The following is an 18731-nucleotide window of genomic DNA, read 5'->3' on the forward strand; positions in this document are numbered from 1 at the left end:
CCGTAGCGGGCCGCGTTGTGTACGCCCGTACACAATGGTGTGTACGCTTGTACGCATGGGTTACGGAATGCTGGCGGGCGCCATCGCCGCCGAGATCATCGCGACGACGTCCATGAAGTACAGCGAGGGCTTCTCCAGGCCCTGGCCCTCCCTCGTCACCGCCGTCGGCTATCTGATCGCCTTCGCCCTGCTCGCCCAGGCGTTGAAGACCCTCCAGGTCGGGACCGCGTACGCCATCTGGTCCGGCGCCGGCACCGCCGCCGTCGCCGCCATCGGCATCCTCTTCATGAACGAGACCCTCAGCATCGCCAAGATCGCCGGAGTCCTCCTGATCGTCGCGGGCGTCCTCGTCCTCCACATGGGCGGAGCCCACTGATGGCGCCGCCCGGTCAGCGCCCCCGCCGCCACGACCCCGACCGGCGGCAGCGGATCGTGGACGCCGCGCTGCGGGTGGTCGGCGCCCGGGGCATCGACGGACTCAGTCACCGCACGGTCGCCGCCGAGGCCGACGTGCCGCTCGGCTCCACCACGTACCACTTCTCCTCCCTCGACGAACTCCTCGTCGCCGCCCTCCGGCAGGCGAACGAGGGATTCGGGCGGGCGCTGCGCGAGAGCGACGTCCTCGCGGACGTCGCGGCGCCCCCGGCGGATCCCGCAACGGCTGCGACGGATCCCGCGACGGATGCGACGGATCGCGTGGCGGCGGCGACGGAGCTGGCTGCCGCGCTGGCCCGTCTCATGGGGGAGTGGATCGGCGGCGAGCGGACCGGCGTGGAGCTGGAGTACGAGCTCTACCTGGCCGCCCTGCGGCGGCCCGCCCTGCGGCCGGTCGTCGCCGAATGGACCGACGCCGTGGCCGAGGCCCTGTCCCGGCGGACGGATCCGGTCACCGCCCGCGCCCTGGGCGCCCTCATGGACGGCATCTTCCTCCAGGTCCTGCTCACCGACGGGACGTACGACGAGGAGTACGCGCGCACGATGCTGACCCGGCTGCTCGCACCGACGGAACCGCCGAACCGCCCACCCCTGACCTCGTCGGATTCGCCGGACACCTCGACCGACACCTGAGACCGGTTGGCCCGCGCGGGGGCCCGACCGTTAGGTTTTCCGTCATGACCACTGCTCCTCGCACCACCGGCGCCGTCGCCGCCGGCCTCGCCACCATCGCCGGTGACGGCACCGTTCTCGACACCTGGTTCCCCGCCCCCGAGCTGACCGACACGCCCGGTCCGGCCGGCACGGAGCGGCTCACCCCCGACGCCGCCGTCAACGCCCTCGGAGAGGGCGCCGCCAAGGCCATCGGCGTGGACGTCCGCCGCGGCGTCGAGGTGGTCGCCGTCCGTACGGTCATCTCCTCCCTCGACGACAAGCCGCTCGACGCCCACGACACGTACCTGCGCCTGCACCTGCTCAGCCACCGGCTGGTCAAGCCGCACGGCCAGAGCCTCGACGGCATCTTCGGGCTGCTCGCCAACGTCGCCTGGACCTCGCTCGGCCCGGTCGCCGTCGACGACATCGACAAGGTGCGCCTCAACGCGCGCGCCGACGGCCTGCACCTCCAGGTGACGTCGATCGACAAGTTCCCGCGGATGACCGACTACGTCGCCCCCGCCGGGGTCCGGATCGCCGACGCCGACCGCGTCCGGCTCGGCGCGCACCTCGCCGCCGGTACGACCGTCATGCACGAGGGCTTCGTCAACTTCAACGCCGGCACCCTGGGCACGTCGATGGTCGAGGGCCGGATCTCCGCCGGCGTCGTCGTCGGCGACGGCTCCGACATCGGCGGCGGCGCCTCCACGATGGGCACCCTCTCCGGCGGCGGCAATGTGATCATCTCCATCGGCGAGCGCTGCCTGATCGGCGCCGAGGCCGGCGTCGGCATCGCCCTGGGCGACGAGTGCGTCGTCGAGGCCGGTCTGTACGTCACCGCCGGCACGCGCGTCACGATGCCGGACGGCGAGATCGTCAAGGCCCGTGATCTCTCCGGCGGCTCGAACATCCTCTTCCGCCGCAACTCGGTCACCGGCGCCGTCGAGGCCCGCCCGAACAACGCGGTGTGGGGCGGGCTCAACGAGATCCTCCACAGCCACAACTGAGCGTGACCGACGGAGTGAGCTCGCGTTAGCAGGTGGACGCGAGTCACACGTCATACGAACGGACAAGGCGAGGAGCCGACATGAGGACGAGGCACACCGTTGTCGGAGTACTGACTCTCGTGGGGGTACTCCTGCCCTCGGGAATCGCCCAGGCGGACGAGACGCACAGCGGCTCGCACAACGGGCCGAACCTCTCCCTCATCTCGATCGGTCAGGTCGACGATCCGCTCGAAGACGTACTGGAGCACGCGGCGATCCTCGGCACCACGTACGTCTACGACTGAACCGGCTCCGTCGCCTTCGCCCGCTCCAGCAGTCCCGCCAGCAGCACCCGCAGCCCGTCGACCGCCTCCCGGCCGGCGGGCTGCGGCGGTTCGCGCACGAAGCCGCGACGGAAGGCGTCTCTGAAGAGCCGGCGAGCCGGTGTCTGGCATGATCTGCCTGCGCGACAGGAGGACAGGGAGAAAGAACAGCATGAGCGAAGAACATGTCCCACGTGTCGCCCTCGTCACCGGCTCGTCCTCGGGCATCGGCGCCGCCGTGGCCCGCCGCCTGGCGGCGGCCGGCATCCGGGTCGTCGTCAACTCCGCGCGCTCCGTGGAGGCGGGCCGGGCACTCGCCGCCGAACTGCCCGACGCGGTCTACCTCCAGGCGGACGTCTCCGACGAGACGCAGGCCCGCCGCCTGGTCGAGCGGACGGTCGAGACCTGCGGCCGGCTCGACATCCTCGTCAACTGCGCGGGCACCACACGGTTCATCCCGCACGACGACCTGGAGGCCGCCTCGCCGGAGGTCTGGCGCCGGCTCTACGACGTCAACGTCATCGGCGTCTGGCAGACCGTCACCGCGGCGGTCCCGCACCTGCGGGCGAGCGGCGCGGGCTGCGTCGTGAACATCTCCTCGCAGGCCGGCGTCCGGCCGGGCGGCAGCTCCATCCCGTACGCCGTCTCCAAGGCCGCGGTCAACCACATGACCAAGCTGCTCGCGAAGACCCTCGGCCCCGAGGTCCGGGTCAACGCGGTCGCCCCGGGCCTCATCGACACGCCCTGGTTCGACGGCGTCGAAGGCGCCGACGAGGCCAAGGCGCACGTGGCCGGCGTCGTACCCCTGCGCAGGGTCGGGCGGCCCGAGGACATCGCGCAGGCGGTCTTCGACCTCGCCCACGCCTCGTACATCACCGGCGAGGTGCTGCTCGTCGACGGCGGCGGCCACCTGCTGGGCTAGTCCGGCAGGCTAGAGCGCGAGCTTGAACCCGTCGTGGCTGCGGGCGAAGCCCAGGGAGGCGTAGAAGCGGTGGGCCTCCGTCCGCCGCTTGTCGCTGGTCAACTGGACGAGCCCGCAGCCCCGTTCCCGCGCCGCCCGCGCCTCCGTACCGGCGACGTCCGGCGACGGCCTTGACCTCAACCGCGCTTGATGTCCGAGGCTGAAGCCCTGACACGAGGAGGCACCCCATGAACACCGTCACCCTGCCGCACGCCCGCCCCGACCTGCACCGGAGCGGGACCGGCCTCGTCATGGTCAGCACGTGGCGCGTCGGAACGCCCGAGCGCCAGCAGGCCGCCGTGGGGGCCCTGCGCGAGGAGTGGGAGGGCCGGGACTGGCCGGAGCCGGGACCGCTCTCGTACACCGTGCACGCCGGCGAGGACGGCACCACGCTGCTCCACTACTCGCAGTGGGCGAGCGAGGAGGCGTACCAGGAGTACTTCCGGACCCTGCGGGACGGTCGTAACGCGCAGATCGACGCGGCCGTCCCGGGGATCGAGCGGGTCGGGATCCGCCGGTACGCGCCGCCGTACCGCTCCGCCGTGCTGAGCGAGGAGAGCGCCTCTGCCGTGCCCGGCTCCGTCGTCGTCGTGGAGGCCGAGTTCGACGGGCCGGACTCCGCGCGGCAGCGGGCCTGGGTGGACGCCGTCTTCACGGCGATGGAGAGCGACACCGGCAGGAGGCTGGCGCGGGGCGGGATCGCGGCCCACTTCCACCTCTCCACCGACGGCGCCGGGGTCCTCAACTACGCCGAGTGGGAGAGCGCCCGGGCCCACGAGGAGTGGCTGGCCGCGGACGCCGCCCCGCTCAGCGACGCCTGGGCGGCGGTGCACCACCACCCCGGCCTGGCGGGCGGCCGGGTACGCCGGTACACGCCCGCGCTGAGCCTGCGCGCGGGCGTGTAGCGAGCGGACCGAAGCCGCCCAGCGGTCCTACGGGCGGAAGCGCAGCACCTGCGGGTCGTGGTCGCTGTCCTGGTCGGCGAACTCCGCGTTGATGTGGACGCTGTCGTACTCGAAGTGGTGCACGCCCGGGCTCGTCAGGATCTGGTCGAGGACCTGGCTGTTGCCCTGGTAGACGTACGAGTAGCGCTCGCCGCGCGGCAGCGACTTGACGGCCGGGTAGAGCGCGCCGCCGTCCGTCAGCGCCTTCGTGGTCTCGGAGAACTCGAAGTCGTTGATGTCGCCGAGGACCAGCACGTCGGCCTGCTTCTCGATGGCGAGGACGTCCTTGACGAAGGCGTTGACGGCCTGCGCCTGGAGGAGGCGCTTCGCCTCGGAGGAACGGTTCGGCGGCTGGTGGTGCGAGGTCAGACCCTCGTCACCGCCCTTCGAGCCGAAGTGGTTGGCGATCACGAAGACCGTCCGGCCGCGGAAGGTGAACTCGCCGGCCAGCGGCTTGCGGCTGTTCTCCCACGCCGTGTTCGCCGGGTCGATCCGGCCGGGGGAGAGCGTCAGCGCCGCGCCGCCCTTCTCGCCGCGCACCACGCCCGTCGCCGTGGTCGCGTCACCCGCCGACCGGTCGGTGAAGGAGACCCGCTCGGGGTTGAAGAGGAAGACCTGACGGATGTTGCCGCCCGGCTCGCCGCCGTCCTTGTTGTTCACCGGGTCGACCGAGCGCCACTCGTACGCCGGGCCGCCCGCGGCCACGATCGCGTCCGTGAACTTCTTGAGCGTCTGGTCGGCCGCGACCGTGCCGTCGTTCTTGGCGCCGTTGTTGTCCTGGATCTCCTCCAGGGCGACGATGTCGGGCGAGGCCAGGTTGTCCACCACGGCCGCGGCCAGCGCGTCGAACTTCTCCTGCGGGTCGGACGGGTCGAGGTTCTCGACGTTGTATGTCGCGACCGCCAGCTCGTTCTTGTGCTGCTTCTCGGTGGTCTCGCGCTCGAGGCCGCGGTCCACGACCGTACCGAGGGTGCGAGCGGTCACCTTGTAGCCGCCGAACTGGTCGAAGTCCATCGGCCCTTCGCTCGAACCGACCAGCCAGTCCCCGACGTTCGCGGTCGGGAAGGGCTGCTGCGCGAGCGGGGTCAGCGACTGGACCTTGAGGCGACCGGTGTTCTGCGCGGTGTACGAGCCGTAGACCGCACCGCCGCGCCGGTTCGCGTTCTCCCCGGGCTTCACCGTCACCCACAGCTCGCCGTGCTCCGTGGAGGGGCCCACGACGCGCGAGGAGCCGATGCGGACGTTGGCGCCCTCCAGCGACTCGTAGTAGTCCAGGGCGTACGTCTCCGGGTCCAGCGGGAGGCCGTTGATGGAGCCGCCGGCGGCCGGGTCGCCCTCGGGGGCGTACGCGTCCGGGACGGAGAGGGCGGAGATCGTCACCGGTGCCGGGACCGGGTTGCCGGAGGAGAGCACGGTCACGGCCGGCCGGGAGATCTGGGTGAGCGACTGGTTGCCCGAGTTCAGGCCGCCGGGGACGTACTCGCCGACGGTGCCGTTCACGCTCACCGCGTCGCCGACGGCGACGGTCGGGACGGAGCTGGTGAAGACGAAGAGGCCCTCGCTGGTGGCCGGGTTGTCGTCGGCCTGCGGGTCCTGGATCCAGAAGCCGCGCGAGCCGTACGTCCGTACACCGGTCACGACGCCCGTGACACCGGTGACCTGCTTGCCGACCAGCGGCGAGACGCGCGTGGTGCCCTGGATGTCGTGGACGCGGACGCCGGCGGCGGTGGCGTCGGCGGAGGTGTCCGCCGAGGCGGCGGATCCGGCGAGCAGCCCGGCGGCGAGGGCGGCGGACACGACGGCGGCGACGGCCGCTGATCTCGGTATGGAGGAAGGCATCAAGGGGCTCCGCAGGTGCTTGGAGGATCGGTCGATTGATCTACGCGCGTCAATCTCTTCGTTGAGCGGGTGCCTTGTCAAGGGTCGGCGGATGGTCGACGGGTGTACGAAGGCTGACGGCTCCGTGAACCGGCGGACGACGCCGGAAATGCGTCTACGCTGAAGGCCGTTCGCCCCCAGCGCTCTTCGAGGAGAAGACCCCAGATGGCACCGGATCGCCCCACTCTGCCCCCCGTTCAGCTGCACTCGGACGCGGAGCTGGCGCGGGACGCCCTGGCCACCCCCCTGCTGGCCCGTGCCGCCCGGCTCGCCCGCTGGGCGGGCCCCGGGACCCGGGTCGGCGCGGGCGGTGAGCTCGTCGACGAACAACTCCCCGCCGCCGCCGAGTTGCTGGGGCTCGCCGCGGACGAGGAGGGCGAGGCGTACGCGAGCGAGGCGTGGCGGGTCGCGGTGGACACGGGCCTGGTGGAGGTCATCGGCGAGGACGGTGACGAGGACGCCCCCGGCGCGGTGACCACGGGCGAGAACCTCACCCTTCTCACCGGCGGCGCGCCGCGCGACGTCCTCAGGATCTGGCTCGACGGCCTCGACGTGGTGCTCGCGGACGCCACGGCGCCCGTCCTCGACGACCTGGCGGAGGTCATCGGCGAGGACGGCGAGATCGACTACGAGCGGCTCGACTGGAACCCGGAGGACGAGGCGGAGTTCCTGGAGGGCGTGCTCGGGAACCTCTACCTGCTGACGGTCCGCGAAGGCGGTACGGGCGAGAGCCCGGTGCCCCTGCCGGCGCTCGCGGCGTCGATGATCGTCCCGGACGACATGGGCGAGCCGACCGACGACGTACTGGAGCAGGTCTCCGAAGTGATGATGCGGCTGGACGACCAGTTCAGGCTGCTCGAAACGATCGGGCTCGTCGAGTACCAGCCGGTCGACGAGGCGCTGATGGTGGAGGCGGGTGAGGCAGCCGCGGAACCGGCTTCGCCGGTCGACGAGGAGGACGTGTCCCGCTACGGCATGGTCAGGCTGACGCCGCTCGGGCTCTACGGCGTACGCGCCCGGATGCTGGAGGCGGGCGTGGACGCGCCGGCCGTCGGCGAACTGGCCGACAAGGGCGCGGACGCCCTGCTCGACGGGCTCTCCGCCTACCCCGAGAGCGCGGCGCGCGCCGAGACGGTGGGCTGGCTGGCCGGGCGGGGCGCGGTGGAGGCGGCGCGGGATCTGCTCGCCGCCGCCCGGGGCGCCGACGCCGGCTCGCCGCTGCGCCGGCTCCACTGTCAGCAGGCGCTGGCCCTGGTGGGGCCGGAGGCGGAGCCGGCGGTACGGGAGGTGCTCGACGACGCGGAGCTGGGCGGGCTCGCCCGGGTCTGGCTGGCGGAGCGGGGCGCGGCGGACATTCCGGCGCCGCCGGAGTCGATGATCTTCTGGCTGGCGATCGACACGATCGCGGCGCAGCTGGACGCGGAGGGCGACCTGGAGGAACTCCAGGACCTGGTGGAGGGCCTCACGGGCCGGCACAGCGGCTTCTTCGAAGCGGCCTGGCGCGTCGACCACCCGGCGACGGCGGAGGTCCTGGAGGCGATGGGCCGCCTCCACCGCGACAAGCGCACGGCGAAGGAGGCCCGCAAGGCGGCCTTCAAGGCCCGCTCTCGGGTGGGCGGTTGACCCGACCGTTGGGGGAGGGACGGGCCTGATCCCCCACCCCACCCCTCCCCGAGACCCTGACGGGGCTTGGGGGGCTGGGCCCCTGGGCCCCGGGCGCGCTGGGTGCGCGGCGCGGCGGCTGGGCGTTGGATGCGCCGGCTTCGCGGCGCGGTGCTCGTCCCGGGTGGGGCGGGTTCCGCCCAACCCCGACCCTTCCGGAACCCCTGAGGAGCATGGGGGCTCGGCCGCCGGGCCCCGGGGCGCCGGCTTCGCGGCGCGAGGGCTGGCGTCGGTGGCGTTCGGGCGGGGATCGGTTGGCCCCCCACCCCCGCGGGACGTGGGGGTTCGGCCCCCGGGCTCCGGGCGCGCCGGCTTCCTGGCGCGGTGCTCGCCCCAGGTGGGGTGGGTGCCTGACGGGGCGTGGGACGTGAGGGCTCGGCCCCCCGGGGCTCTCGGGGCGCGCCACCTGGCCTGCGGGCTCTGGTCTGCCGGGCAGTCCGGGAGTCGGCTCGGGGTCAGGTGCGGAGGTGGGAGGCGCCGTTGAGGTCGAGGATGGTGCCGGAGGACCATTCGGCTTCGGGGGAGGCGAGCCAGAGGACGGCCGCGGCGATCTCCTCGGGGGTGGCCACGCGGTGGAAGGGGCTCTGGGCGCGGATCGCCTCGCCCTCCGGGCCCGTGAGGCGCGGAGCCACGCGCTCGGTCGCGAAGAAGCCGGGGGCCACCGAGGCGACGCCGATGCCGTGCGGGGCGAGCGAGACCGCAAGGGACTGGCCCAGCGCGTGGACGGCCGCCTTCGTCGCGCCGTACGCCGGATGGTCGGGCTCGCCCCGGAACGCCCCGCGGGAGCCGATGTTCACGATCCTTCCGCCCCCGCCCTGGTCGATCATCCGGCGGGCCGCCAGGTGACTCAGGTTCGCCGTGGCGAGCAGGTTCACGGCGACGTGCCGCTGCCAGACGGCGACCCACTCCTCGTACGGCGTCTCGGGCAGCGGATGCCGGACGTTGACGGCCGCGTTGTTCACCAGCACGTCGATCCCGCCGAGCGCCTCGGCCGCCGCCCCGGCCACCGCCGCCGCGCCCGCCGGGTCGGACAGGTCCCCGCCGACCAGCGCGTGGCCGGTGCCCGGAAGGGAGTCGAGGGTCTCGCGGGCCTCGTCGGCGCGGGAGCCGTAGTGGACGGCGACCCGGTCGCCGTTGGCGGCGAACGCCTGGGCCACCGCGCGGCCGAGGCCCCGGGACGCCCCGCTGACGAGGACCCGGCGGCCGGAGGGGGGCAGGTTCATGGAAGATCACCTCTCTGTTCAACTCCCGTTTATACAGGGCCGGAACCGCCGCCCCCTGGTCGCCAAGGGCCCTGACATCTAACATGTCAGTGCATGGAACCCCTGCGGCCCGTCAGCCGGACCCTCCTGCGTGACCAGGCGTACGACACCCTGCGCGACGCCATCGTGCGGGGCGACCTCGCGCCCGGCTCCGTGGTCAAGGACGCCGATCTCGCCGCCCGCCTCGGGCTCTCGCGCGCGCCCGTGCGCGAGGCCCTGGCCCGGCTCGGCGACGAGGGCCTCGTCGAGACCAAGCCCCAGAGCTACACCCGGGTCACCCGGCTCGTCGGCCGGGTCGTCCGGGACGCCGCCGCCGTCGTCCGGGTGATGCACGAACTCGCCGCCCGTACCGGCGTACCGCTGCTCGGACCCGAGGGCGTCCGGGCCATGCGCGAGGCCAACGAGCGCTTCGCCGCCGCCGTGCGCTCCGCCGACGTCGAGGCCGCCCTGCGCGCGGACGACGCGCTGCACGACGTCCTCGTCCGCGCCGCCGGCAACCACGCCCTCGCCGCCACCGTCGCCCGCTACACACCGCTCCTCCGCCGCGTCGAGCGCCGGCTCTTCGGCGACGCCGGACGCTGCGGCTCGGCCGTGCTGCACGACCGGCTGATCGAGGCGTGCGCGGCGGGGGACACCGAGGAGGCGGTCCGTGTGACGACGGAGATCTGGCGCGCCCTTGAGCAACTCGCCGACGACGCGGTGGAGGCCGGCCAGGAGCCCATGACCGTGAGCCCGTAGCGCCATGGGCGAAACCGTTCCATCAGGACCACGACCCAGGAGCCGCATGCCGATCACCGACTTCGACCGCTGTCCGCTGCTCTTCGGGCCCTCCCCGGTCCATCCCCTGGAGCGCCTCACGCACCACCTCGGCGGCGCCGCGCTGTGGGCCAAGCGCGAGGACTGCAACTCAGGGGTGGGGTACGGCGGGAACAAGACCCGCAAGCTGGAGTACCTGCTCGCGGACGCCCTCGCCCAGGGGTGCGACACCCTCGTCTCCATCGGCGGCGTCCAGTCCAACCACACCCGCCAGGTCGCCGCCGTCGCCGCCCGGGCCGGGCTCAAATGCGTGCTCGTCCAGGAGAGCTGGGTCGACTGGCCGGACTCGGTCTACGACAAGGTCGGCAACATCCTCGTCAGCCGGCTCGTCGGCGCCGACGTCCGCCTGGTGAAGGCCGGTTTCGGCATCGGCTTCAAAGAGAGCTGGGAGCTGGCCCTGCGCGAGGTCGAGGAGAGCGGCGGCAAGCCGTACGCCATCCCCGCCGGCGCCTCCGACCACCCGCTCGGCGGGCTCGGCTTCGCCAACTGGGCCTATGAGGTGGCCGAGCAGGAGCGGCGGCTCGGCGTCTTCTTCGACACCGTGGTGGTGTGCTCGGTGACCGGGTCGACCCAGGCCGGCATGGTCGCCGGCTTCGCCGCCCTCGCCGAGGAGGGCGGCCCGGCCCGCCGGATCATCGGCATCGACGCCTCCGCCGCCCCCGAGCCGACCCACGAGCAGATCACCCGGATCGCCCGGAACACCGCCACCCTGATCGGCGTGGAGCGGGAACTCACGGCGGCGGACGTCGAGCTCGACGCCCGCTACCACGCCGGGGTGTACGGCGTCCCGGACGAGGCGACCCTCGACGCGATGCGGCTCGCCGCCCGTACGGAGGGCATGGTCACCGACCCCGTCTACGAGGGGAAGTCGATGGCGGGCCTGGTCGACCTGGTGACGCGCGGCGAGATCGGCCGCGACGCGACCGTCCTCTACGTCCACCTCGGCGGCCAGCCCGCCCTCAACGCGTACAGCGCGCTGTTCTGACGGCCCGTCCCGGACCAGATGCCTCGCGGCCGGCCGTCAGAGCGCCTGGGCGGCCGGCTTGACCATGCCCCGGACGGTCCGCGACTTCACGAACTCGCCCATCGCCGTCATCTCCCACTCGCCGGAGAACTGCTTGATGAGCTTGGCCATCATCACGCCCGTCTGCGGCTCGGCCGTGGTCAGGTCGAAGCGGACCAGCTCCTCGCCGGTCGCCGCGTCCATCAGACGGCAGTAGGCCTTGGCGACCTCGGTGAACTTCTGGCCGGAGAAGGAGTTGACCGTGAAGACCAGGCCGGTGGCGTCGGCGGGCAGACGCCCGAGGTCGACGACGATGACCTCGTCGTCGCCCGCGCCCTCGCCCGTCAGATTGTCGCCGGAGTGCTTGATCGATCCGTTCAGGATGGACAGCTTGCCGAAGTAGCAGCTGTCCAGGTGGTTGCGCTGGGGGCCGTAGGCGATGACGGAGGCGTCGAGGTCGATGTCCTTGCCGCGGTACGCGGGCTCCCAGCCGAGGCCCATCTTGACCTGGGAGAGCAGCGGGCGGCCGCCCTTGACCAGGGACACCGTCTGGTTCTTCTGGAGGCTGACGCGGCCCTTGTCCAGGTTGATCTTGCCCGTGGCGACGGGGGCGGCGGGGGCCGCCGGGGGAGCGGCCGGCGCGGGAGGCGTCGGGGCGGCGAGCCGCGGGTCCACCGCGGGTGCCGCCGGAGCGGCCGGTGCCGCCGGCGTGACGGGCGCCGCGGCCGGGGCCGCCGCCGCGGGCTCCTCGTCCACCGAGACGCCGAAGTCGGTGGCGATCCCGGCGAGCCCGTTCGCGTACCCCTGGCCCACCGCGCGGGCCTTCCAGGCACCGCCCCGGAGGTAGATCTCCACGATCACCAGCGCCGTCTCCGTGCCGAGCCGCGGCGGTGTGAAGGTCGCGAGGACGGTGCCGTCGTCGGCGTTCCGGATCGTCGCCGTGGGCTCGACGCCCTGGAACGACTGGCCGGCCGCGTCCGGGCTCGCGGTGACGACGATCTTCTCGATGCCGGGCGGCACCGCGGCCGTGTCCACCACGATCGCGTCCGGTGCCGTGCCGCCGCCCGAGCGGTACGTCACTCCGGGGCCGGCGGGCTGGTTGTAGAAGATGAAGTCGTCGTCCGAGCGCACCTTGCCGTCGGCGGTGAGCAGCAGGCCCGAGACGTCGAGCCGCACCGGGGCGGCGACGTCCACCGCCACGCGCGCGGCGGAGAGAGGGATGTTCGAGCCGGGGGTCATAGCGGTCATGCCAGGGGTAACGAGCGAGACCGCTTTGCCGTTCCCTTACCTTCGTTCCCTTCGGCCACCCTGGTGACGCGGGTGGTTCCTGGCCACGCGCTCGTTGCCGAACCTGTACGCGCCGGTCCAGCGCGCCATGACCAGCTGGGCGTCCCCCGAAACCAGCGAATCCATGAGGTCGTGGCATGGCGGGCATCCTGCCGGTCCCGGCCGGCTCCGTCATGCGAATATTCTTTCGCCTCGTGGGTGGGAGCTCTTTTCGTACGCGGGACGTGGACGAGGCGCGGCAGGAGATCGACGCGCGGTACTACGCCAATTTCATGGACGTCGTCGACCGGCGGCAGCGGCCTCTCGCCGCCCGGTTCGACACCGTCGAGCTCGGGCCGCTGGTCATCGGCGACCTGGCCTGCGGGACCGATGTCCGGATGCGCTTCGGCGAGCTGGGCGCGTTCCACGTCAACGCCCCGCTCACCGGGACCATGGAGCTGCGCCAGGGAGGGCGCGCCCCGGTGGTCGCGACCGCCACGGAGGCCGTGGTGCTCGACCCGTCGGGGGACACCTCCCTGGACCGGTGGAGCGGGGACTGCAGGACGGTCTCCGTCAAGATCGGCGCGACCGCGCTGACCGACCGGCTCGAACGCCTCCTCGGCCGCCCGCCGCGCGGCCGGCTCGCCTTCGAGCCGCGCCTGGACATCGCGCGCGGCCCCGGGCTCAGCTGGGTGCGCTTCGCCCGTCAGGTGGCGCGCGAGGCGCTCGCCGGGGACAGCCTGGCCCAGCATCCGCTGGTGGCCGCGCCGCTGCAGGAGGCCCTGCTCAACGGGCTGCTCCTGGCCGCCGACCACCCGTGGCGCGAGGAGCTCGCCCACCCGGCGGAGCCGCTGCGCCCCGCGCCCGTGAAGCGGGCGATGGACGCGGTCCAGGCCCGCCCCGAGCATCCGTTCACCACCACCGAACTCGCCGGTCTCGCCCGGGTCGGCGTGCGCCGCCTCCAGGAGTCGTTCCGCGAGTACGTGGGCATGTCGCCGATGGCGTACGTACGGGAGGTCCGGCTGGACCGGGTCCACGAGGAGCTGCGGGGCGCGGGGCCGGGCGAGCTGAGCGTGAGCGAGGTGGCCTGGCGCTGGGGGTTCGCGCATCTGGGACGGTTCGCGGCGCAGTACCGGACGCGGTTCGGCGAGACGCCCTCGCAGACCCTCAGGTCCGGGGGCTGATCGCCTTCCCGGGGCTGATCGCCTTCCGGGGCGGGATCCCCTCCGTGGGCGGAATCGCCTCCCGGGGGCGGGCGCCCGCCGTGATCGTCGCGCTTTCCGGACAGCCGGTGCGCCGAGCGGATCGCGGCGCGTCGCGGGACGTTCTAGCGTTCCCTCTGTCCGCGTGTGCCAACGCATATGGCGTGACCCGGGCCCCGGCCGGCGCCCCCGCATCAGTCCGGCCGGGCCCGTGTATCCGTCGGGCCGTCAGGAGGGCCAGCGCGGCGGGTCGGTGCAGAAGTGGCCGCCCAGGTGCGCGGCCGCCGGGTCGTCGTCCGACAGCGGCCCCTGCTCGGCGAGAAGCCGCTCCGCGTACGGCTCCGAGTCGTCCTGGGGTTCGTAGCCGAGGGCCCGCGCCGAGGAGAGGTCCCACCAGAGCCGGGTGTTGGCGGAGGAGCCGTACACCACGGTGTGTCCCACGTTCTCGGCGGTGAGGGCCGCGTGGAAGAGCCGGGCGCAGTCCGCCGGGCTCAGCCACATCGACAGCATCCGGACCGAGGTCGGCTCGGGGAAGCAGGACCCGACCCGTACGGACACGGTCTCCATCCCGTGCATGTCCCAGTAGAACTGGGCGAGATCCTCGCCGAAGCACTTGGACAGGCCGTAGAAGGTGTCCGGCCGGTGGGGGGTGTCGACGGGGATCAGCGGGTCGTCCCCGCGCGGGCGCGGGGTGAAGCCGACGGCGTGGTTGCTGGAGGCGAAGACGATCCGGCGTACGCCCTCCTCGCGCGCGGCCTCGTAGAGGTGGTGCAGGCCGGTGATGTTGGCGGCCAGGATCTTCTCGAAGGTGGACTCCAGGGAGATACCGGCGAGATGGATGATCGCGTCGACGCCCCGGACGGCCTCCCGCAGCGCCTTCGGGTCGGCGAGGTCGGCCACGATCGCGTCGGGCTCGCCCTCGACGGGGGCCAGGTCGAGCAGCCGCAGCTCGTATCCGTACGCGGGCAGCAGCTCACGCATCAGCGTGCCGACGCCGCCGGCGGCGCCGGTGAGCAGGACGGTGCGGGGTGTGGGCATGTACGTCAATCTCCGTCCGTGGATGGCATTCACAACCATGGACACGGTAGGGAGCGGTCTCATGGACCGTCAAGACCGCGCGAGGAAGCGGGTTTGCGCCTTGACCGGCGCTTTAGCCCTGCTCTAGCGTGAAGCTGTTCATGAATATGGACGACAATCAGAATTGTGCACGACGGACTTCTCTGGGAGCGCCCGTGACCTCAGCCCCGCCCGCCGCCCCGTCCGCGGCCCCGCTCGTCGAGCGGCTCGACGGCCTGCTGTTCTTCCCCGTCACCGCCTTCGGACCGGACGGCGCCGTCGACCTCGACACCTTCCGCGCGCACGTACGGGACGGCATCGAGGCGGGCGCGGCCGCCGTCTTCGCCTGCTGCGGCACCGGAGAGTTCCACGCCCTCACCCCCGAGGAGTTCCGCGCCTGCGTCGCCGCCGCCGTCGAGGAGGCCGGCGGCCGCGTCCCCGTCCTGGCCGGCGCCGGCTACGGAACGGCGCTCGCGATCCGCTACGCCAGGCTCGCCGAGGAGGCCGGCGCCGACGGCCTCCTCGCCATGCCCCCGTACCTCGTCGTCGCCGACCAGGCCGGGCTGCTGCGCCACTACACCGAACTCGCCGCCGCCACCTCCCTCGACGTCATCGTCTACCAGCGCGACAACGCGGTCCTCACCCCCGAGACCGCCGTCGCCCTGGCACGGGCCGAGGGCGTCATCGGGCTCAAGGACGGCCTCGGCGACCTCGACCTGATGCAGCGGATCGTCAGCGCCGTACGCGCCGAAGGCCTCGACCTGCTCTACTTCAACGGCCTGCCCACCGCCGAACTCACCGGCCTCGCCTACCGGGGCATCGGCGTCACCCTCTACTCCTCCGCCGTCTTCTGCTTCGCCCCCGACCTCGCCCTCGCCTTCCACCGCGCCCTCACCACCGGCGACGACGCGACCGTGAACCGACTCGTCGACGGCTTCTACCGCCCCCTCGTCGAACTGCGGGCGAAGGGCCGCGGCTACGCCGTCTCGCTCGTCAAGGCGGCGGTACGGATGGGGGGCCTGGACGTCGGCGAGGTCCGGCCACCGCTGAGCGAGCCCGCGCCCGAGCACCTGAAGGAGCTCGCCGTGATCATCGAGCGCGGCCGGGCCCTGCTCGCGACCGGGGAGGGGGACGCGTGAGAGCCGGCACCTTCGTCTACCCCTGGGACGTCGTCGGCGACCCCGCCGCGCCGGCCCTGCTCGCGGACCTCGGCGTCCGGCAGGTCACCCTCGCCTCCGCGTACCACTCCACGCGCGCCCTCACCCCCCGGCACCCGGGGCACCGGATCGTCACCGCCGAGTACGCCGCCGTCCTCTACCCGCCGGACACCACCCGCTGGTCCGGGCACGACCTGCGGCCGTACCCGGCGGGGGAGTGGGCGCCGGGCGACGCGTACGGCGAGGCCGCCCACGCCCTCGCCGACGCGGGCCTCGAGGTGCACAGCTGGGTCGTCCTCGCCCACAACTCCCGCCTGGGCGCGGAGCATCCGGAGACCTCGGTCGTCAACGCCTACGGCGACCGCTACCCCTGGGCGCCGTGCATCGCGCGGCCGGAGGTCCACGCCTACCTCGTCCGCCTCGCGGCCGAGGCGGCGGTACGGCCAGGGGCGGCCGGCACGGAGCTGGAATCCTGCGGCTGGTACGGCCTCGCCCACCTCCACGCCCACGACAAGACGGCGGGCGTGCCGCTCGGCGACGCCGAGCAGTATCTGATGTCGCTCTGCTTCTGCCCCTCCTGCGCGCGGGGGTACGGAGAGGAGGGCGTCGACCCCGACGAGCTCGCGGCGACCGTACGGGACGCGCTGGAACCGGTCTGGGCAGGCGGTCGGGTGGGCGGCCTCGGCCCCTTCGAGGGCCCCGCTCTGGCCTGGCGCCTCCGCTGCGCCCGGGCGCTCCAGGAGGCCGCCGTGGCCGCCGTCCGCGCGGCTGCCCCGCCCGGCTTCCGCGTCCTGCTGCACGCCGATCCGCTTCCGTACCGCTGCGGCGCCAACGCGGGCACCGATCCGGCGCACGTCCTCGCCGTCGCGGACGGTGTCGTGACCCCGGCCCCCTCGGTGGCCCCCTTCGCGGCCCACGCGGGCCCGGCCTCCGTGGTCGCGGCCAACTTCCCGGTCGTGTCGGGCATGGGAGGCTCTCCCCGTACCCTCGCCGACGACGCCAAGCGCGCGGCGGACGCCGGAGCGACCGAACTGCGCCTCTACCACGCGGGCCTGGCCTCGGACGCCGACCTCACGGCGGTACGGGAGGCCCTGCGGGCCCTCGGCTGACGCGGGCACCTCGTGATGAGGACCGGCTACGGGCGGGGCGACCGCTTCTCGTACCGGAGGGCCGCCCCCGTGGCCAGCGCGCCGAGGCCCTCCCAGAGGCCGACGCCGAGGAATCCGGCCGGGGCGCGGCCCGTGACCACCGCGAGGGTGAAGACGGCGCAGGTGAGGAGACGGAAGGGGACCGTCCAGCGGAAGAAGGGCTTCCAGTCGGCGAGCGAGGCCAGGACGTAGTAGACGCCCATATTGAGCGCCGCCATGGAGGAGGCGGTCAGAAAGGCCAGGGTGTGGTCTCCCTCCGCGCGGCTCGCCTTCGGTATGGGCTCGAAGCCCATGACCGTGAGCATGGTGTCGGGCGAGACCAGCCCCACCACCCCCAACCCCGCGGCGAGCAGCCCGAAGACGGCCATGGTCCAGCCGGACAGGGAACGGGGCAGGCGCACGGCGGTCCTCCGCGGGATCGAAACTATGCTCGGGTCTTGAGTGACCCTGCATACCGTGCCGCGGGCTCCGCCGTCACCTCAGCGCCGCCTTCATCATCTTCTGCGCCACCGGTGCCGCCAGTCCGTTGCCGCTGACCTCCGAGCGCGCCGCGCCCGAGTCCTCGATCATGACGGCGACGGCCACCTCCTTGCCCGTCTCCGCGTCCTTGGCGTAGGACGTGAACCAGGCGTACGGCGTCTTGCTGTTGTTCTCGCCGTGCTGGGCGGTACCGGTCTTGCCGCCCACCTCCGCGCCGGAGACCGCCGCGTTCGTGCCGGTGCCCTTCTCGACCACCGTCACCATCGCGTCGCGCAGCTGCTCCGCCGTCCTGGAGGAGACGATCCGCCGGGTGTCCCCGTCCTCGAAGGAGTCGAGGGTGTCTCCGTCGGAGTCGACGACCCGCGACACCATGTGCGGCGACGCCATGAGTCCGTCGTTGGCGATCGCGGCGGACACCATGGCCATCTGCAGCGGGGTGGCGGTCACATCGAACTGCCCGATACCGGTCAGCGCCGTCTGCGCCTTGTCCATGCCGGACGGATAGACGCTCGGGTAGGCGCGTACGGGCACGTCCTGCTCGGCGTCGTTGAAGCCGAACTTCTCCGCGGTCGCCTTCACCTTGTCCTGCCCGAGATCGACGGCCATCTTGGCGAAGACGTTGTTGCACGAGTACTGGAGCGCGGTGCGGATGGTCGCGTTCTCGCAGGGCGCGGAGGCGTTCTCGTTCTTCAGTACGGTCCGGGTGTGGGGCAGCGTGTACGGGTTGGGGCTGTCGGTCGCCGTGTCCACCGAACCGTAGAGCCCCTCCTCCAGCGCGGCCGCGGCGACCACCAGCTTGAAGGTGGAACCCGGCGGCAGCGGCTGCCGCAGCGCACGGTTGACCAGCGGCTTGTCCTCGTCCCCGGTCAGCTCCCGCCAGCTCGTCCCGTCCGTCATCCCGGCGATCTTCGAGGGGTCGTAGGAGGGCGTGGAGACCATGCCCAGGATCCGCCCGGTCTTCGGGTCGATGGCGACGGCCGCGCCCTTCTTCTTCCCGAGCGCCTGGTAGCCGGCTTTCTGCACGGCGGGGTCGATCGTGGTGAGCACGTCCCCGGGCTCCTGCTGCTTGCCGGTGAGGGCGTCCAGCGGGTTCTTCAGCCGGTTGTCGGTGCCGTCCAGGACGTCGGAGTAGATGCCCTCCAGCTGTGTGGCGCCGTACGCCTGCGAGCTGTAGCCGGTGACGGCCGCGTAGAGCTCGCCGTCGGTGTAGTCGCGCTTGTACGCGAGGTCGCCGCCCTCCGTCTTCTTCGAACCGGTGACCGGCGAGCCGGCCACGATGATGTTCCCGAGCGGCTGCGCGTACTGCGCCATGACCTTCCGCCGGTTGTTCTTGTCGTCTGCGAGGGCCTTGCCTTCGTACGCCTGCACCCAGGTCGCCCGGCCCAGCAGGGCGAGCACCAGAAGCAGCGCGAAGACCGAGGCGCGCCTGATCGTCTTGTTCATCCCATATGCGGGACGAACGGAAGGGCGCGGGACGTTCCGGATGTGTCCCGTTTCT

Annotated in this window: 19 protein-coding genes; 12 read left to right on the forward strand and 7 right to left on the reverse strand. The window is 72.8% G+C overall.

The window, feature by feature from the left end; genetic code table 11:
• Nucleotides 1-55: 55 nt before the first annotated feature.
• The 5 genes from ACF06X_RS05430 to ACF06X_RS05450 all read left to right on the forward strand — a co-directional run bounded on the left by ACF06X_RS05430 (nucleotide 56) and on the right by ACF06X_RS05450 (nucleotide 3320).
• Nucleotides 56-376 carry a DMT family transporter gene (locus ACF06X_RS05430; protein ID WP_392285815.1) on the forward strand — a complete coding sequence of 107 codons (321 nt, stop codon included), beginning with the start codon at nucleotides 56-58 and terminating at the stop codon, nucleotides 374-376.
• The gene (locus tag ACF06X_RS05435) at nucleotides 376-1068 is read left to right on the forward strand and encodes a TetR/AcrR family transcriptional regulator (RefSeq protein WP_392285816.1); all 693 of its coding nucleotides are present in this window, start codon (nucleotides 376-378) and stop codon (nucleotides 1066-1068) included. The genes ACF06X_RS05430 and ACF06X_RS05435 overlap by 1 nt, the downstream gene beginning before the upstream one ends.
• A gap of 44 nt (nucleotides 1069-1112) precedes the next feature.
• Complete coding sequence (gene dapD, locus ACF06X_RS05440) at nucleotides 1113-2096, forward strand: 2,3,4,5-tetrahydropyridine-2,6-dicarboxylate N-succinyltransferase (protein WP_392285817.1); 984 nt, start codon at nucleotides 1113-1115, stop codon at nucleotides 2094-2096.
• A gap of 80 nt (nucleotides 2097-2176) precedes the next feature.
• Nucleotides 2177-2380, forward strand: a complete 204-nt coding sequence (locus ACF06X_RS05445; protein WP_392285818.1) for a hypothetical protein — start codon at nucleotides 2177-2179, stop codon at nucleotides 2378-2380.
• A 190-nt stretch (nucleotides 2381-2570) separates the two neighbouring features.
• Complete coding sequence (locus ACF06X_RS05450; RefSeq protein ID WP_392285819.1) at nucleotides 2571-3320, forward strand: SDR family NAD(P)-dependent oxidoreductase; 750 nt, start codon at nucleotides 2571-2573, stop codon at nucleotides 3318-3320.
• 9 nt (nucleotides 3321-3329) lie between these two features.
• On the opposite strand, the gene ACF06X_RS05455 is transcribed toward ACF06X_RS05450, so the two are convergent.
• On the reverse strand, nucleotides 3330-3500 hold the full coding sequence (locus ACF06X_RS05455) for a hypothetical protein (protein ID WP_392285820.1): 171 nt from the start codon (nucleotides 3498-3500) through the stop codon (nucleotides 3330-3332).
• A 47-nt stretch (nucleotides 3501-3547) separates the two neighbouring features.
• Here ACF06X_RS05455 and ACF06X_RS05460 point away from each other — a divergent pair, with 47 nt between their 5' ends.
• On the forward strand, nucleotides 3548-4264 hold the full coding sequence (locus ACF06X_RS05460) for an antibiotic biosynthesis monooxygenase (RefSeq protein WP_392285821.1): 717 nt from the start codon (nucleotides 3548-3550) through the stop codon (nucleotides 4262-4264).
• Nucleotides 4265-4291: 27 nt separating this feature from the next.
• On the opposite strand, the gene ACF06X_RS05465 is transcribed toward ACF06X_RS05460, so the two are convergent.
• On the reverse strand, nucleotides 4292-6142 hold the full coding sequence (locus ACF06X_RS05465; RefSeq protein ID WP_392285822.1) for an endonuclease/exonuclease/phosphatase family protein: 1851 nt from the start codon (nucleotides 6140-6142) through the stop codon (nucleotides 4292-4294).
• 204 nt (nucleotides 6143-6346) lie between these two features.
• Here ACF06X_RS05465 and ACF06X_RS05470 point away from each other — a divergent pair, with 204 nt between their 5' ends.
• Nucleotides 6347-7804 (forward strand): hypothetical protein, encoded by a 1458-nt coding sequence (locus tag ACF06X_RS05470; protein WP_392285823.1) that lies wholly within the window; start codon nucleotides 6347-6349, stop codon nucleotides 7802-7804.
• Between the two features lie 494 nt (nucleotides 7805-8298).
• On the opposite strand, the gene ACF06X_RS05475 is transcribed toward ACF06X_RS05470, so the two are convergent.
• Entirely contained in the window at nucleotides 8299-9066 is a 768-nt protein-coding gene (locus tag ACF06X_RS05475; protein ID WP_392285824.1) for an SDR family NAD(P)-dependent oxidoreductase, read from the reverse strand.
• A 93-nt stretch (nucleotides 9067-9159) separates the two neighbouring features.
• On the opposite strand from ACF06X_RS05475, the gene ACF06X_RS05480 reads away from it, so the two are divergent.
• Together ACF06X_RS05480 and ACF06X_RS05485 are read left to right on the forward strand one after the other, a co-directional pair.
• Nucleotides 9160-9843 (forward strand): GntR family transcriptional regulator, encoded by a 684-nt coding sequence (locus ACF06X_RS05480; RefSeq protein ID WP_392285825.1) that lies wholly within the window; start codon nucleotides 9160-9162, stop codon nucleotides 9841-9843.
• Between the two features lie 46 nt (nucleotides 9844-9889).
• Nucleotides 9890-10906, forward strand: coding sequence for a 1-aminocyclopropane-1-carboxylate deaminase (locus tag ACF06X_RS05485; RefSeq protein WP_392285826.1), 1017 nt, complete (start codon nucleotides 9890-9892; stop codon nucleotides 10904-10906).
• A gap of 36 nt (nucleotides 10907-10942) precedes the next feature.
• Here ACF06X_RS05485 and ACF06X_RS05490 read toward each other — a convergent pair whose 3' ends face one another.
• Nucleotides 10943-12172, reverse strand: coding sequence for a TerD family protein (locus ACF06X_RS05490; RefSeq protein WP_392285827.1), 1230 nt, complete (start codon nucleotides 12170-12172; stop codon nucleotides 10943-10945).
• A gap of 233 nt (nucleotides 12173-12405) precedes the next feature.
• Between ACF06X_RS05490 and ACF06X_RS05495 the strand changes: the two genes are divergently transcribed.
• Entirely contained in the window at nucleotides 12406-13374 is a 969-nt protein-coding gene (locus ACF06X_RS05495; RefSeq protein ID WP_392285828.1) for an AraC family transcriptional regulator, read from the forward strand.
• Nucleotides 13375-13620: 246 nt separating this feature from the next.
• Here ACF06X_RS05495 and ACF06X_RS05500 read toward each other — a convergent pair whose 3' ends face one another.
• Nucleotides 13621-14430 (reverse strand): NAD-dependent epimerase/dehydratase family protein, encoded by an 810-nt coding sequence (locus tag ACF06X_RS05500; RefSeq protein ID WP_392285829.1) that lies wholly within the window; start codon nucleotides 14428-14430, stop codon nucleotides 13621-13623.
• A gap of 194 nt (nucleotides 14431-14624) precedes the next feature.
• Between ACF06X_RS05500 and ACF06X_RS05505 the strand changes: the two genes are divergently transcribed.
• Nucleotides 14625-15587 carry a 5-dehydro-4-deoxyglucarate dehydratase gene (locus ACF06X_RS05505; RefSeq protein ID WP_392285830.1) on the forward strand — a complete coding sequence of 321 codons (963 nt, stop codon included), beginning with the start codon at nucleotides 14625-14627 and terminating at the stop codon, nucleotides 15585-15587.
• Nucleotides 15584-16714: a hypothetical protein gene (locus ACF06X_RS05510; protein ID WP_392285831.1), complete on the forward strand. Its 1131-nt coding sequence runs from the start codon at nucleotides 15584-15586 to the stop codon at nucleotides 16712-16714. The genes ACF06X_RS05505 and ACF06X_RS05510 overlap by 4 nt, the downstream gene beginning before the upstream one ends.
• A 26-nt stretch (nucleotides 16715-16740) precedes the next feature.
• Here the strand turns inward: ACF06X_RS05510 and ACF06X_RS05515 are convergent, their stop codons facing one another.
• Both ACF06X_RS05515 and ACF06X_RS05520 read right to left on the reverse strand, forming a co-directional pair.
• Entirely contained in the window at nucleotides 16741-17121 is a 381-nt protein-coding gene (locus ACF06X_RS05515) for a hypothetical protein (protein ID WP_392285985.1), read from the reverse strand.
• A gap of 106 nt (nucleotides 17122-17227) precedes the next feature.
• Nucleotides 17228-18676, reverse strand: coding sequence for a peptidoglycan D,D-transpeptidase FtsI family protein (locus tag ACF06X_RS05520; RefSeq protein ID WP_392285832.1), 1449 nt, complete (start codon nucleotides 18674-18676; stop codon nucleotides 17228-17230).
• Between the last annotated feature and the right edge of the window lie 55 nt (nucleotides 18677-18731).

The organism is Streptomyces sp. NPDC015346 (genome assembly GCF_043078785.1).
In the GTDB taxonomy this organism is placed as follows: Bacteria; Actinomycetota; Actinomycetes; order Streptomycetales; family Streptomycetaceae; genus Streptomyces.

What these genes read in the sequence shown, in the direction of transcription:
- ACF06X_RS05430 (WP_392285815.1), top strand. Translation starts at nt 56, where the DNA reads ATGGGTTACGGAATGCTGGCGGGCGCCATCGCCGCCGAGATCATCGCG.
- ACF06X_RS05435 (WP_392285816.1), top strand. Translation starts at nt 376, where the DNA reads ATGGCGCCGCCCGGTCAGCGCCCCCGCCGCCACGACCCCGACCGGCGG.
- dapD (WP_392285817.1), top strand. Translation starts at nt 1,113, where the DNA reads ATGACCACTGCTCCTCGCACCACCGGCGCCGTCGCCGCCGGCCTCGCC.
- ACF06X_RS05445 (WP_392285818.1), top strand. Translation starts at nt 2,177, where the DNA reads ATGAGGACGAGGCACACCGTTGTCGGAGTACTGACTCTCGTGGGGGTA.
- ACF06X_RS05450 (WP_392285819.1), top strand. Translation starts at nt 2,571, where the DNA reads ATGAGCGAAGAACATGTCCCACGTGTCGCCCTCGTCACCGGCTCGTCC.
- ACF06X_RS05460 (WP_392285821.1), top strand. Translation starts at nt 3,548, where the DNA reads ATGAACACCGTCACCCTGCCGCACGCCCGCCCCGACCTGCACCGGAGC.
- ACF06X_RS05465 (WP_392285822.1), bottom strand. Translation starts at nt 6,142, where the DNA reads ATGCCTTCCTCCATACCGAGATCAGCGGCCGTCGCCGCCGTCGTGTCC.
- ACF06X_RS05470 (WP_392285823.1), top strand. Translation starts at nt 6,347, where the DNA reads ATGGCACCGGATCGCCCCACTCTGCCCCCCGTTCAGCTGCACTCGGAC.
- ACF06X_RS05475 (WP_392285824.1), bottom strand. Translation starts at nt 9,066, where the DNA reads ATGAACCTGCCCCCCTCCGGCCGCCGGGTCCTCGTCAGCGGGGCGTCC.
- ACF06X_RS05480 (WP_392285825.1), top strand. Translation starts at nt 9,160, where the DNA reads ATGGAACCCCTGCGGCCCGTCAGCCGGACCCTCCTGCGTGACCAGGCG.
- ACF06X_RS05485 (WP_392285826.1), top strand. Translation starts at nt 9,890, where the DNA reads ATGCCGATCACCGACTTCGACCGCTGTCCGCTGCTCTTCGGGCCCTCC.
- ACF06X_RS05490 (WP_392285827.1), bottom strand. Translation starts at nt 12,172, where the DNA reads ATGACCGCTATGACCCCCGGCTCGAACATCCCTCTCTCCGCCGCGCGC.
- ACF06X_RS05500 (WP_392285829.1), bottom strand. Translation starts at nt 14,430, where the DNA reads ATGCCCACACCCCGCACCGTCCTGCTCACCGGCGCCGCCGGCGGCGTC.
- ACF06X_RS05515 (WP_392285985.1), bottom strand. Translation starts at nt 17,121, where the DNA reads ATGGCCGTCTTCGGGCTGCTCGCCGCGGGGTTGGGGGTGGTGGGGCTG.
- ACF06X_RS05520 (WP_392285832.1), bottom strand. Translation starts at nt 18,676, where the DNA reads ATGAACAAGACGATCAGGCGCGCCTCGGTCTTCGCGCTGCTTCTGGTG.